A 13,422-nucleotide genomic window follows, 5' to 3' on the forward strand; every position below is an offset into this window, starting at 1 on the left:
CCACATTCAAGCAATATCTAGTTTAAATAGCTACAAATTTTGTAGAAAGTCTTTAACTAAATAAAGTATGGAACCCTTATTTAACATAATGGTGGTTATACGCAATACACTTGTATATTAATATAAATATCAGATACTTAATAAAACCAGAAAAATCTAAAAATGCACAAAAAGCCGATTTTGAAACAAGTCGGCTTTTTTATGAGCGGTTTTGATATTTTTTGCCAACATTTTTGCTCAAAAAACACTCAAAACAGAAAATCACCTACAATCTATAAGGCTTTCAACCTGAAAAAAATCCACAATTTATGGGGATAACTCTGGGGCTATTTTTAAGCCATTTTTGTACGCTTTGACGTACAGTAATTTAAGGAATCTGCTTCTAGCTGATCAAAGCTTTATTTCTTATGATGTAGTCAAGGAAAGCAGGAAGCTCCAAACAACAAGAATAAGAAAGATCAGCACAAGGATGGTTAGGTACGACAGAAGTTATACCTTGCAACCAAACACGAAAAACCCCGACAGGATGTCGGGGTTTTTTATTACCATTTGAAAACTGACTAAGTTCACTATAAAATATAGACTATAATCTATATTTTGGTTGTGATATGTGGACAGTCATCACAACAGATCTGTTTAATGAGTGGCTTGAGCAGCAAGATGAATCAACACAAGAGAAAGTCCTCGCAGCTTTGGTCGTTCTACAGCAGCAGGGACCTAGCTTAGGTCGCCCTTTAGTGGATACCGTGTATGACTCTAAATTTACCAATATGAAAGAGCTACGCGTTCAGCATAGAGGTAAACCACTTAGAGCCTTTTTTGCATTTGATCCATTACGACAGGCCATTGTGCTTTGCATCGGTGATAAAGGCGGTAAAAAGCGTTTCTATAAAAGAGATGCTGGACATTGCAGAACAGCAATACGAACTTCATCTCTCAACCCTAGGAGAACAATCTAATGGCTAAAACCTTACAGGAATTATTGGTTAGTCGCTCTCCAGAGAGCCAAGCACGTATTAAAAAAATGGCTGATGAGCTACTGTTAGAGACTCAGCTCCATCTTATTCGAGAAGAGTTAGAGATTTCCCAAAAAGAACTTGCTGAAACTTTGGGAATAAAACAGCCATCACTTTCAGCAATTGAAAATCGTGGTAATGATTTAAAGATTTCAACCATGAAAAAGTATGTTGAGGCAATGGGTGGTAAGCTCCGTATTGATGTGGAGCTTCCAACAGGAAAACATATAGGATTTAATGTGTAACGATAAAAAAGGTAGCTATAAGCCACTGCTGTCCCACAATTTTTCACAAGAGGAAGCTTAAATAAGCTTCCTCTTGTTTAATGGGGATTTTATCGGGTGAGAATAAAGCTTTTAACGTTTTTCTTTCAAACAAATTCACTTGAATGATTCTGAGTAAGCGCTGCACTGTCCAGCCTTCTTTCCCCAGATGTTGAGCGAAACTCACCAGCAAATAGGCGATTAACGCGATCCAAATTTGAGTTTGTATGGCATTACGGCTTCGGCCTAGAAATGACTTTAATTTTAAATTCTGTTTAAGTGCTTTAAAGAACAGCTCCACTTTCCAACGGTCTTTATAAATTGCAGCAATCGTTAATGCTGCCAGATGAAAGTTATTACTCAGAAACTCAAACGTCCTGTTCTTATCGGTATCATAAAATTCTATACGTCTTAATAATTTGGGAGCACCTCTTTTCTTTGCATAAGCACTACTTAATTCAATCCATTCATCCGCAATAATACCTTTAGATGCTAATACGCTGCGGCTAGATTTCACTTGATAAACTGTCTTTGGGCGCAATCGGGTGACAAAACTGACCTTTTGATGAGTCAATTGGGCAAACCATTGATAATCAATATATCCTTTGTCAAATACGACAATACTGCCAGCAGGAAATTTGAATGCTCTGCCTTGTACCATATCATTTTCAATGCCATCCCCAAGCGCCACAAATTCAGGAATGGTATTGCTGTAATTTAAGCCAACGCTAAGTTTCATGCTGGCTTTGGATTCATGCACTTTGGCCCATTCACATAAGGAAAATGACAGATCAATATGGCTGGCATCCAGGGAATATAAGGGATTCTTAAAGCGGAATTTATGAGCTACTTTTGAGTGTTCATAAGATTTAAGCAAGGTGTAAAATAGCTGTTCATACAAGGCTGCAGGCTGTTCCTGATTGATTCGAGCCAGTGTACTGCGAGGGTGATAGACTTTGCTCCGAGAGCATTCAGCTTTTCTTGTTGACACTCTAGATTAGATTGAATATCCCGCAGACTTTGTCTGCAGGAAAGTTGAGACATCAGTATGGCAATGAACTGATCCCATCTTGAAGCGGCTCTAAATTTCTGACCGACATGATGTATTTGAACAAGACGTTCAAAATCTTGTCGGAGTATGGGTTTAATCAATTGATGAAATACGGTATTCTGATATGACAAAACCTGAGTCCTTGGTCGTTAAAGTGTTGGTTCGCACTTATATTTTAACGATTCAGACTCAGGTTTTTTTATTTAAATCAAACTATGGGACAGCAGTGAGCTATAAGCTCCCTTTTTTGTGTTAGAAACCATTTAAAGTGTCTGTATTCTCACCATTAAAAATGTCTGGTTTATGATGATCTAAATAACTTCTCAGGATATGACTCTATGAACGACACTGAAAATCAAAAAAAACTCCCATTCTCAGAGGATGAATTACTCGAAAATATAGATGAATATAAAGCACATGCAGATGAAATTACTGTGCTTACAGAAACCGAATTCGATTATTCATATTTCAAACACTCTACTCCATTTTTTCAAAAACAAATTAATTACTGTAGAGACAAAACCCTTGCTACATAAGGTTTTGGAGTCGTTTGTCTAAAAATAATCATAAAACAACCTAGAGCCTGTTTATTTCCTCTTTGTATCCTTAAACGGATAAGATTTTAGAAAAACCGATGGCTCAGAATTAAAAATCATTTAACTTTTATTTGTAATTGTAAACCGAAAGTATCGAGTAATTTCTGCATGGATTTCAAAGTAGGATTGCTCCCTGGTTGCTCCATTTTTTGCAGTGTCTGTGGCGCAATCTTAGTAATTTTAGCCATATCATTCAGTGTTAAATGTAGCTCTGTTCGAATAAATCGAGCAACTTGATAAAAAGACCAGTCTGGATGATTATTGATGGTTTCAAGCACAGATAGTCTTTTTTCCATTTGTTGAATAGGGGTCAATGGTTTAAAACGTTTATCCATGGCTGATCTCCTCCAACTGCTGGCAAATATTGATTATTCGATATTGGCTATTTTCCAGAATTTCATCCGCTACTTGAAGAGCCTGCATCTTTTCTAACAATCCCCGATAAATTGGTAACTGTTCAATTAATAAAGTTTTAATTTCTTGTGGACCAATCGAAGTGCTTTCAGCTATCTGCTCAATCACAGAACTCAAAAGTGGCATACCACCATGATCATCTCTTTCCCAACGAGTAGTACGTGCAATACCATCAGGATGTAACCACATTGGCGCAAAATCAAATAATGGTGTGAGCTGAATTTTACCATTATTGAAGCGTTGGATTGCTGTATTGCGAGTATGGTTATCTTTATTGCCTAAGGCAACATTTGCGAGATCACGCTTCAAATACTCAAATACTTCCTGCTTTGGTTCGGTACAAGCCTCCATAAGCAGGGTACATATTTGATTATGGGTCATTCTAACCCCAAAGCCCGCCTTCCCACCTAGAGATGCAAGGCTTTCCTGAGCAATTCTTTCAACTTTGCCATTAATTACTTTGCGATCAAATCTTGGAATAAACAAAGTCTTGCCATGTAGCTCAAGATCCCGGTGTACACGTAGTTGCAAGTACTGAGCGACTTTCATATACAAAGCTTCGTTCATCAGGATTTTATTCAAATTTTGATCACTGCCGCGGCTAAATTTAACCAACCAATGCTGCTTAACTTGATCATCTGGAAGAGTATGATCTAGATAGAAAAGATCATCATAACCTTGTGTTAACAACAATTTTGGCCACTCACCCTGAATACCAGATGAACCAGCAATAAAAAGTCCATAAGATGCGAGCGATTCAATAAACTTCTCTTTACGTTCAATAATTTGGCTTAGGCTAAATCCCTGATTCTGCAGCTTTGGGAAATGACTTTGTAACCACTCATGAGCCTCTTTGACTCGCAGATTCCCAATTGGATTTCCTGCGCCTGCTTTTAAAAGCGCCCAGTCCGCTTGTTCCTGAACATTCTCAGAAAAATCAAGCTGTATTAGTAATTCTTTGCGGCCGTATCCTTGAGGTAATAGATCCATAAGAAATGCTGGCCAAGTTGATTCCAATCTATTTTGAACGTTCACTGGTAAGTCATAAGCAAGCGCATGACCATCTCTTAGATCCATATATGAAATAGCATATTCGAACAAATATGATGTACGTGTAGCTGCCTGCCATCCAGCATTTTGATCATCCGTAACCTCAACCAAAGCACAGTCATGCCATTCATAGTCTTGGTAGATTTGCAGTGTACAGTATTGCTTCATAATTTTATTAAAATAGTAAAATATAATGATTTTATTGATTATATATCTATTTTAATATAAAAGTATAATTAAACTAAAAATCTCAATGATCACTCTAGGTGTCTAAGAAGAACTTATACATTTCTCAAAATTGCAATAAACTCATCTGATTTGCAGTAGAATTGATCAATATTAGGTTAAATCTCACCTCCTTATATTTTAGCTATCCTTTACATCATGTCAGAACGTCAACAACTCAGCCTTAGTGAATACCTTGCCACTGTACAGGAAGTCATCCATCTGACTTTTGATGGGGCAGTGTGGGTCAAGGCTGAGATCCGTAATTTAAGTATTAAAGGCGGTCACTATTATCTTGAGTTGGCTGAGAAAGATGAAGAAAGCCATAAGGTGATCGCTAGTTGTAAAGGCACCATTTGGAAATTTACGGCACAAAAAATAGTTCTAAAGTTTGAACGAGAAAGTGGTATTGAACTGTCGAAAGACCTGAATGTACTGATCAAGGTCAAAGCTAGATTTGATCCGCAATATGGCTTCTCGGTCAATATCGAAGATATCGACTCTAGCTTTACTCTAGGAGACATCGCCAAACGCTATCAGCAGATTCTGCTGCGACTGACTGAGGAAGGCCTGCTCAATAACAATAAACAGTTGCCGGTACCCTTTGATATTCAGAATGTCTTGGTCATTGCACCGGAAAATGCTGCAGGGTTAGGTGACTTTAAAAAAGATGCGGATGCCCTGGCTCAGGCTGGTGTCTGCCATTTCGTTTATCATTCAGCAACTTTTCAGGGTAATACTGCTTCTGCCAGCATCATTCAGGTTTTGGGCCGTGCCTTAAGACAGTGGGCTCAAGATTACTTGATAGCACCAGACCTTATTGTGATTATCCGTGGTGGTGGAGCCGTGAATGACCTAGCTTACCTGAATGATTATGATCTGGCCGCACTGCTGTGTAAAAGAACTGTGCCTATCTGGGTCGGTATTGGCCACGAGAAAGACCACACTATTTTGGATGAAATTGCACACCGTTCCTTTGATACTCCGAGTAAAGTGATCGCAGGGATCCGTAACCTGATTGTGGAGCGAGTCAATGAAGTTAGTACTGCTTTGCAGACCATCAAGCTACTGTCACAGCACCAGTTGATCACCTACCAGAGCCAGAGTGATCAGTATCTGAAAACTATCAAAACTCTGACACAGAACCAGATCAATGAAGCCCAACGTAGAGTTGATATGCTGAAGAGTGATACTAAGTATCTTGCTCAACAACAGATTAAACTAGCTTCACAGCAGGTAGAGTCATTGATGAGGGAAACCTTGCTACAGAATCCACGTAATGTGATGGCCAAGGGCTATGCAATTGTCCGTAGCCAAGGCAAAGCCATCCGTTCCATACAGCAGATTACTGACCAGCAATTACAGATTGAACTTAAGGATGGCACCATTGATGCCACCGTGACACAGGTAAACGCACATGAACAATGAAGAACTAAGTTTCAAGAAAGGTTATGAAATTCTCAAGAAAAATGCCGAATTTCTTGAATCTCAGGAAGAACCGGATATTGATAACCTTATGGCGATCGTTGAAGAGTCCATGACTGCCTATAAAGCCTGCAAATTACGTATTGATGCTGTGCAACAGGCGTTGAATGACACCTTTAAAGAATAAAAATTCTAGGTCGAGAAAAGTCTAGAATGTTCTAGAAATAAAGGACATGAGATGGTGAAAACTGACAGTTAACCCAATAAATTTGCTTGAGCAGAGTTTTATTACTAACCACCTTTTCCTCGAGAGGTGTTACATGGATCCCAAACAACATACTTACGTTGTTAAATGGTTGACTGAGGATCAAGCCTGTGTCGGCTTATGTGTCGAGTTCTTCATTAAGCTGACTTAAACCAAATAGGTGAGGCTAATTAATTTAATGGCTGATCTTTAATAATCCCTGCCAGCTGAAATAGTTTTGGGTCAAATGGGTACGATTCATGGACCACTTTCGTTGTGGCAAGTAGCAGCTGCCAACAGCTAATTTAGTTTTCCCATATCTCGCCTGTACCGCTTCTAAAGTCTGCATGAGGCTTTCATTACTTTCACGCTGGCTGTGGTCCGTCAGCAGGTCAGGAGTAAAGCGCTGCTTAGCAATTAAATCCGTCAGAATTACACCACACTTTTTATATTTCACGTCAGATTTATAAATGTGTTCCAGCAGTTGCATAGCTGTTTTAATCAGATCCAAAACACAATCCGTCGGTTCAGGAAACTCAAAAGCCAACGATTTACTGTAATAGGGAACCTTTGAATCAAAAGGATTCGATTGCACAAAAGCAATGACACATCCACATAAGGAAGCGTCTGCTCGTAAACGTATGACCGCATCCTGTACATACTTGCCCATAGCCTCTTTGAGATCATCTTGCTCGGTAACTTTTTCACCAAATGAACGACTTGCTATGATTTGCTGTTTGGGGGGAGGGGCATCATCTAACTGCATACAAGAAACACCTTGCAGCTCCAATACTGTTCTTTGCATTACCACAGAAAAAAGGCTCGCCATGCGATGAGAATCTTGCATCACTAAATCCAGTACCGAATAGATTCCCATGGCATTTAGTTTTTTAACTAACTTACGACCAACGCCCCAAACTTCACCGACCTCAATGTCTGAATAAAGCATTTCCTGATCTAGGAAATCCATATTGAGTAAGTTACACACACCCTTGAAACCCTGTCTTTTTTTGGCAAGATGGTTGGCCATTTTGGCTTCAGTTTTACTACGCCCGATACCAATCGAGACGGGCAAGCCAATCCAATCCAACAATCGTTGTTTCATGTGATGCGCATACTGAGTTAAGTCAAAATTTTGTGCATAACTGGTCAGGTCTAAAAAACACTCATCAATTGAATAGATTTCCTGTTCAGGTGGCGCAACAAAACTAGCCAAAATTGAATGAAAACGCTTGGACATTTCAGCATATAAAGCATAGTTACTGGATAACACCACGACCTGATGTTGCTGAACAATATCTTGTATTTGAAAGAGAGGAACGCCCATTTTGATGCCCAGCGCTTTGGCTTCATTACTTCTTGCCACAGCACAGCCATCGTTATTGCTGAGAACAATGACAGGTTTGTTGTTTAGACTGGGATTAAATACCCGCTCACAACTGACATAACAGTTGTTAATATCAATCAGGGCATAAATCCGCTCGTAACTGCTCATCTGAACTTCTTGATCACACTGGTAACCACACCCCAAATCAGCATGGTTTGATTATCTTTCAAATAGATATCAGCAAAATCAGGATTAGCCGCCTGCAACCAGCATTGATTACCCTCAATCATTAAACGTTTAATCGTAAAATCATTGTCTATCAATGCCAGAACAATATCCCCATGCTTGGCTTCAATACTACGGTCAACGATTAGCTTGTCATTCAGATCAATCCCTGCATCACGCATGGATAAGGATTCCACTTCAACGATAAAGGTTGCCTGTTGGTTTTGAATAAGAAACTCGTTTAGATCAAGGGTCTTATCGATATAGTCCTGAGCAGGGGAAGGGAAGCCTGCAGCAACTTTTTGCAAAGCAACAGGAATCTCATAATGTGTTTTTGTCTCAAGCAATGTAATAGAGGAAATATCGTTAAACTTTGGAGTGTCATTTTTTTTCAGGTATTTCTTGATTTCCAATACACGAGACTCTGGCACCCGAATGACCTTGGTCGGTTCGTTATAGACAAAAGGACGGCCAGAACCTTTGCGTGCACCACCATGCTTATTTTGCGTCATTTTTATTATCAATCTTGATTATGTAACATAATTAAGATTATAGAAAACTCAGAATATAAAAACAAGATTGTCCGTTCTTTAATAAAGTATTATCCCAAATCTTGGGATTGCCATGATATTAGCAAAGCCACAAGATCAGTCAGACGACACAATAAAGATTGTCTAATCCTTGATCGTAGAGACTTTATATTTGAAGCAACAGAAGACCTAAAGGGCTTTACTGGTATCCATTGATTGTTCAGCAACATTAAATAAAACCGTGGAACATTGATTAAAGAATAGGCGTGGAACGTGAAAAATCATAAAAAAAGCCCACTCGAGGGTGAGTGGGCTGTAAACTAGGTGTTAGCATACTGAATTATAACACAATTTAAAAAGCTGTTGTTATTCACCAATTAAAATGTCTATGCGATAAACCATTTAAAATGTCCTGTTTTTAACTGCAAGAGTCAAGAACAGGATTTAAATTTCTTTGTTCATTGCTAGCTTTCTGAGCTTTACGACTCGGCATACTTTTCTTGGCACGGGAACGTTTATTCTGTTTTTCCAACTCTTCATGCTGTTGTTGGATATGGGCCAGAACTGCGCCTAACCGTTTATTCTCAACCACTTCATTCTGCTGCAGTCCAGTCAGTTTATTGAAGATACTGTAGTTGATCTTCCGTCCTTCATACATGATCGCAACAGTGCCATCCGGGTACTCCAGAAATGAAATGTATTGTCCAACTAATTTCTGGTTCAATTCAGTCGGTTCAAGCATATAAATACATTTGTCATACGTCAGGGTTAGATTCTTGGTGACCTTACGTGGTTCCTGCCAGGTAAAAATATCATCCAGTTCAAGATCAGATTCGGTTAATGGTCGATGTAAATTCTTTGAGTTACGCGCACACTTGGCGAACTTCTGATTGAACTGCTCAATGAAGCAGGGTAGCCAAGCATTGGCTTCAGCAATCGAACTGATGCCTTCCAGACGCATCTCTTTGATCAGACGATCCTGAAGTGTCCTGTTAGCACGTTCCACACGTCCTTTGGCCTGTGGTGAGTTGGCAAAAATAATATCGATGTTTAACTCATTCAGAATCCGCCCAAATTGCGTGATCTTGCTGTCTTGGCTCGATTTCTGATTCACTCGGAATACTGAGTGTTTATCGCTATAAAAGGCCAAAGGCTTGCCATATTGCTTAATGTAGGCTCTCGTGGAAAGCATATAGTCGAAGGTCGTTTCAGCCTCACAAAAGCGCAGATGCAACAGCTTTCCAGTGGCGTCATCGATATAAACCAGCAAACAGCATTTGGCGGATCGTCCTTCAAACCAGTCATGATAGGAGCCATCAATCTGGATCAGTTCACCGAAGCAATCACGGTTATATCTAGGCTGATATGGACGTTTCAGACGCTTGGATCGCGGAATCCAGAGCTCATTGGCAGTCATCCAGCGACGAACTGTTTCCACAGGAATATTCAGCTCAAACATGCTGCTGAGCTTCTCATGCGCCAAGGTGGGCCCAAAGCCCAGCAGATGTTCAGAAATAATGGAAAGGCACTTTGCTTTTAACAAGTCATCATGGCGACGATGGCCAGGTTGACCACGACTGGCATGAGCCAGACCTGAAACACCATCTTGATTGAGCTTCTGCAATAACCGGGTAATTTGACGGGGGAAAGATTCAGGATTTCAGCAGCACGGACTTGGGTAATACGATGATCTCGAACGTCTTGCAGAACCGCAAGACGTTGAATTTCTTTGTCAGACATAGTGATCAGCATCTATATTTCATATCCAGTCCATGATGGTTAAATCATCATAAACTAGACATTTTTATTGGTGAGAATACAGACACTTTAAATGGGTTCTAACATCTGTATTTCGTATAACATTGATTATGTTAAATAGAATAGAATTTGAACGATAAAAAATTAACAGTCATACATTATCATTAACAAATAATAGGGGACATTTTTTATGGGTGATAAATTGAAAGAAATACCAGCACTTACTGGGTGTTTTATTGCGGGTACTCTAGTGCGTGTACAGAGGGATCTAAATTTACCACGGAGAATTTGGAAAAAAATCGAAGATATACAGGTAGGTGATCTAGTTTTTGATCCTAGACAGTATCGTGGACAACAAATCCCTCTAAATTCTTGAAATATTTCTGTTCAAAGGCTTCTGGGCTTAAACAGCCGTTTGCAGAATGTCTTCTGATTCGATTGTAATAAATCTCAATATAGTCAAACAAGACAGCATTCGCTTCTTTTCGAGTGGCAAATACACTGCCATGGACCACATGAACTTTCAATGTATGAAAGAAGCTTTCGGTCACTGCATTATCCCAGCAGTTTCCCCTGCGTGACATACTTTGAACGCAGTTATTCGTCAATAATAGCGCCCTAAAATCACGACTACAGTACTGTGAGCCTTGGTCCGAATGTACCATGACACCCATTGGATACCCCTGACGAGCCATTGCATAATGAAACGCATCACATACCAATTGACGGTCTATTCGATAGCTGGTTTGCCAACCGACAATACGACGGCTGAATAGATCCAGCATCACACATAAATACAGCCAACCTTGCTTAGTACGGATATAGGTAATATCTGTTGTCCAGATCTTATTGGGTTCATTGACCGTAAATTGACGATCTAACAAGTTAGGTGCTGTAGGCAAACGATGGTTTGAATCAGTCGTATGCTTGTATTTACGTGCAATCCTGCTACGTAAACCAAGCTTTTTAAGCATTCTTCCAACGGTTCGTTCGCTCATGCTGTAACCTAAATCATGCATGTCATGTACCAATGAAGGTGCACCCAATCGTGCATGATGCTGCCAATATACGGCTTTTAAATCATTATATTTCTGCGCTAGATTGGTCTGGCGCTTTCGCCAGGCATAATAGCCTGAAGTGCTGACACCCAGGCATTTACAGACAGAAGATACAGTGACTTCATTCACATCCAGATCTTGAATTACCGTGTACTTTTCTTGGCATGATCTGTCAGAAAGTACACATGCGCTTTTTTTAAGATGTCATTGACTTCCCTAAGCTGTTTGACTTCTTTCTCTAATTCCAATATCCGCTGTTGTTCTGGTGAAAGTTGACGTTTGCTTGAACCCACTGGATTGGCTTCACGAATCCATTTGTCTAAAGTTGAATAACCCACACCTAATTTCTGGGCGATTGCAGCTGTAGGCTCGTGTGAGTTTGAAAGTGCATAATCAATTGCTTGCTGTTTAAATTTGGGATTAAAACGTTTGGCCATTTCTTGGATCTCCAAAGTTAACGTTACGTTATCTTTAGAGGGAAGTACTGTCCATTATTTTGGCTAGGATCAACATGATGAAATAGCTCTCTTAAAATCAAAGGTTCAGCTTGATCAAATGCAATATCCCTAGTCTGAACGATCTGCTTCAAGAATTTATTCACATTGTTGTCGATATGAGTGACTGTGATCTCCTGCCAGATACTAGGCACAATCAGGGCTAAAGGACGTATTTTATAAAAATGAGAGGCAATATTAATCCCATACGGATCAAGATCACCATAAAATGCCAACAAGCAGTTATCCGATACTTGTTCTAATAATTTAACTACTGTTTTAATGTTGGCCCCATGCCCACGATAGACAAACAGGCTCGACTGCCACTCAAGAGGCAACTGCATATACCAATCAAATACCCTATTCATCATGGCACCATTTTCAATAATAATGATGCGCTGTATCGATTGTATGTCATCCCTGGATGAATTTGGTCAAAAGTGAGACGATAAATATCCTCAAATCAGTAAATCATGGCTTGCCAACTGGTCGAATCTCAACACGTTCTTTGCCTATCCAATGGACATTCGCAAGGCGATTTATACCACCAATGCAATTGAATCCTTGAACAGTGTCATTCGCCATGCCACCAAGAAAAGAAAAATCTTCCCAACCGATGAATCTGTGAAAAAAGTGGTATATTTAGCGATTATGGCAGCAAGCAAAAAATGGACGATGCCCATTCAGAATTGGAAAGCTGCCATGAATCGTTTTAGTATCATGTTTGATGAACGTGTAACCAAGTATTTTTAAAACCACATTTACACAGAATTATTTACACCCTCATTAAATAGTGTAATTATCAGTAGATACCAAATTTACAATCTTCAATGGCTTGCATTTTTTTAGTAGTTGACTCAGCCAACGTTTTACGTTGCTCTTGAATTGCAGGGTCACGAGTAAAAATAGGTAGTTCTTTAACTTTAGTCCGATATTCTGTTTCAATTTCATGACACACTTTAATATTTTCTATTGTTTTATTGACAAAATTTTCATCTACTTTTTTGTACTGATTTTTAGAAATACGTAATGTTTGACCATCATCAGATAAATGTAAGGGCATAGCAGCTAAACCATTATTAACCGCTAAAGTATCATCTTTTTTTTCCAATACGAGAGAACTTCCCTCTTTACCATTCACCACATTACTACGAGCAACCACATTTTCTTTAAGAATATAACTATCTTTACCCTCTTTAAAAATTTGCATAATGCGCTTTCCTTGCACATTTTCTAATTGCCAGTAGCCAACCATTTTGTCATGTTTATTACCACAAGCTGATAAAAAAACCGTCGACATTGATAATAAGATTACTAACTTTTTCATAAGTAAACCTCTGAAAATAATAAAGATTCTTCTAAGCACAACTTTTTATAACTATCACTAGTCGTTTTTAGGTTAAACTGAAATATATCAAAAAATAAATAAAATACATACATTTATTTTTAATTGAATTATTTCAAGTGGAAACTACACCCCAAATTTGCTAAATAGGTTTTCCAGCGTTTCAGTTATACAATGTTTTATGAGATCTGGACTAAATTCAACAGCATCATGAAAAGTTAGAACAACAAAATATCCGAAACTATTCCCAAAAGATGTCAAACAGGAAGCCCATTTGAAACTTTACTTAATGGAAAACGAATTTGGGCTGATAAGAATTTAGCCCAAATTTAACCTGACAGGCACAATAAAAAACGGGGAACTGTCAGATCAGTTTTGAGCTAGTATAAGTGAAGGGTTGT

General features: G+C 39.0%; 11 protein-coding genes and 4 pseudogenes. 6 read left to right on the forward strand and 9 right to left on the reverse strand.

The window, feature by feature from the left end; genetic code table 11:
• Positions 1–608 precede the first annotated feature (608 nt).
• Both FTU58_RS10085 and FTU58_RS10090 read left to right on the forward strand, forming a co-directional pair.
• Positions 609–966, forward strand: a pseudogene (locus FTU58_RS10085) (type II toxin-antitoxin system RelE/ParE family toxin).
• Positions 959–1,261, forward strand: coding sequence for a helix-turn-helix domain-containing protein (locus FTU58_RS10090; protein ID WP_096902794.1), 303 nt, complete (start codon positions 959–961; stop codon positions 1,259–1,261). Before FTU58_RS10085 ends, FTU58_RS10090 begins: the two are co-directional and overlap by 8 nt.
• Positions 1,262–1,304: 43 nt before the next feature.
• Here FTU58_RS10090 and FTU58_RS10095 read toward each other — a convergent pair.
• Positions 1,305–2,461, reverse strand: a pseudogene (locus FTU58_RS10095) (IS4 family transposase).
• A gap of 207 nt (positions 2,462–2,668) precedes the next feature.
• Between FTU58_RS10095 and FTU58_RS10100 the strand changes: the two are divergent.
• Positions 2,669–2,866, forward strand: coding sequence for a hypothetical protein (locus FTU58_RS10100; protein ID WP_096902802.1), 198 nt, complete (start codon positions 2,669–2,671; stop codon positions 2,864–2,866).
• A gap of 116 nt (positions 2,867–2,982) precedes the next feature.
• On the opposite strand, the gene FTU58_RS10105 is transcribed toward FTU58_RS10100, so the two are convergent.
• Together FTU58_RS10105 and FTU58_RS10110 are read right to left on the reverse strand one after the other, a co-directional pair.
• Positions 2,983–3,261, reverse strand: a complete 279-nt coding sequence (locus FTU58_RS10105; RefSeq protein ID WP_000361155.1) for a helix-turn-helix domain-containing protein — start codon at positions 3,259–3,261, stop codon at positions 2,983–2,985.
• The gene (locus FTU58_RS10110) at positions 3,254–4,558 is read right to left on the reverse strand and encodes a type II toxin-antitoxin system HipA family toxin (protein WP_000816116.1); all 1,305 of its coding nucleotides are present in this window, start codon (positions 4,556–4,558) and stop codon (positions 3,254–3,256) included. Before FTU58_RS10110 ends, FTU58_RS10105 begins: the two co-directional genes overlap by 8 nt.
• 216 nt (positions 4,559–4,774) lie before the next feature.
• Between FTU58_RS10110 and xseA the strand changes: the two genes are divergently transcribed.
• Positions 4,775–6,043 carry an exodeoxyribonuclease VII large subunit gene (gene xseA, locus FTU58_RS10115; RefSeq protein WP_000004127.1) on the forward strand — a complete coding sequence of 423 codons (1,269 nt, stop codon included), beginning with the start codon at positions 4,775–4,777 and terminating at the stop codon, positions 6,041–6,043.
• A complete protein-coding gene (xseB, locus tag FTU58_RS10120; protein ID WP_001058302.1) occupies positions 6,033–6,227 on the forward strand; it encodes an exodeoxyribonuclease VII small subunit in 195 nt (64 codons plus the stop codon). Before xseA ends, xseB begins: the two co-directional genes overlap by 11 nt.
• A gap of 253 nt (positions 6,228–6,480) precedes the next feature.
• Here the strand turns inward: xseB and FTU58_RS10125 are convergent, their stop codons facing one another.
• From FTU58_RS10125 to FTU58_RS10145, 5 genes and pseudogenes are all read right to left on the reverse strand, one after another.
• Entirely contained in the window at positions 6,481–7,779 is a 1,299-nt protein-coding gene (locus FTU58_RS10125) for a Y-family DNA polymerase (protein ID WP_000100479.1), read from the reverse strand.
• A complete protein-coding gene (locus tag FTU58_RS10130; RefSeq protein WP_000193118.1) occupies positions 7,776–8,348 on the reverse strand; it encodes a LexA family transcriptional regulator in 573 nt (190 codons plus the stop codon). Before FTU58_RS10130 ends, FTU58_RS10125 begins: the two co-directional genes overlap by 4 nt.
• Positions 8,349–8,784: 436 nt before the next feature.
• Positions 8,785–10,118: pseudogene (locus FTU58_RS10135) on the reverse strand (ISNCY family transposase).
• 341 nt (positions 10,119–10,459) lie between these two features.
• A protein-coding gene (locus tag FTU58_RS10140; RefSeq protein ID WP_154320140.1) for an IS3 family transposase occupies positions 10,460–11,619 on the reverse strand; the annotation gives its coding sequence in 2 pieces (ribosomal slippage) (positions 10,460–11,385 and positions 11,385–11,619; 1,161 coding nt in all).
• Between the two features lie 23 nt (positions 11,620–11,642).
• On the reverse strand, positions 11,643–12,089 hold the full coding sequence (locus FTU58_RS10145) for a Wadjet anti-phage system protein JetD domain-containing protein (RefSeq protein ID WP_228291712.1): 447 nt from the start codon (positions 12,087–12,089) through the stop codon (positions 11,643–11,645).
• A 31-nt stretch (positions 12,090–12,120) separates the two neighbouring features.
• Between FTU58_RS10145 and FTU58_RS10150 the strand changes: the two are divergent.
• Positions 12,121–12,429, forward strand: a pseudogene (locus FTU58_RS10150) (transposase); the annotation flags it as partial.
• Positions 12,430–12,478: 49 nt separating this feature from the next.
• Here the strand turns inward: FTU58_RS10150 and FTU58_RS10155 are convergent.
• Positions 12,479–13,003 carry a hypothetical protein gene (locus FTU58_RS10155; protein ID WP_154320138.1) on the reverse strand — a complete coding sequence of 175 codons (525 nt, stop codon included), beginning with the start codon at positions 13,001–13,003 and terminating at the stop codon, positions 12,479–12,481.
• Between the last annotated feature and the right edge of the window lie 419 nt (positions 13,004–13,422).

Origin of the sequence: Acinetobacter sp. YH12120 (assembly GCF_013418795.1) — a bacterium.
In the GTDB taxonomy this organism is placed as follows: Bacteria; Pseudomonadota; Gammaproteobacteria; order Pseudomonadales; family Moraxellaceae; genus Acinetobacter; species Acinetobacter towneri.

What these genes read in the sequence shown, in the direction of transcription:
- FTU58_RS10090 (WP_096902794.1), top strand. Translation starts at nt 959, where the DNA reads ATGGCTAAAACCTTACAGGAATTATTGGTTAGTCGCTCTCCAGAGAGC.
- FTU58_RS10105 (WP_000361155.1), bottom strand. Translation starts at nt 3,261, where the DNA reads ATGGATAAACGTTTTAAACCATTGACCCCTATTCAACAAATGGAAAAA.
- xseB (WP_001058302.1), top strand. Translation starts at nt 6,033, where the DNA reads ATGAACAATGAAGAACTAAGTTTCAAGAAAGGTTATGAAATTCTCAAG.
- FTU58_RS10110 (WP_000816116.1), bottom strand. Translation starts at nt 4,558, where the DNA reads ATGAAGCAATACTGTACACTGCAAATCTACCAAGACTATGAATGGCAT.
- FTU58_RS10130 (WP_000193118.1), bottom strand. Translation starts at nt 8,348, where the DNA reads ATGACGCAAAATAAGCATGGTGGTGCACGCAAAGGTTCTGGCCGTCCT.
- FTU58_RS10100 (WP_096902802.1), top strand. Translation starts at nt 2,669, where the DNA reads ATGAACGACACTGAAAATCAAAAAAAACTCCCATTCTCAGAGGATGAA.
- xseA (WP_000004127.1), top strand. Translation starts at nt 4,775, where the DNA reads ATGTCAGAACGTCAACAACTCAGCCTTAGTGAATACCTTGCCACTGTA.
- FTU58_RS10155 (WP_154320138.1), bottom strand. Translation starts at nt 13,003, where the DNA reads ATGAAAAAGTTAGTAATCTTATTATCAATGTCGACGGTTTTTTTATCA.
- FTU58_RS10125 (WP_000100479.1), bottom strand. Translation starts at nt 7,779, where the DNA reads ATGAGCAGTTACGAGCGGATTTATGCCCTGATTGATATTAACAACTGT.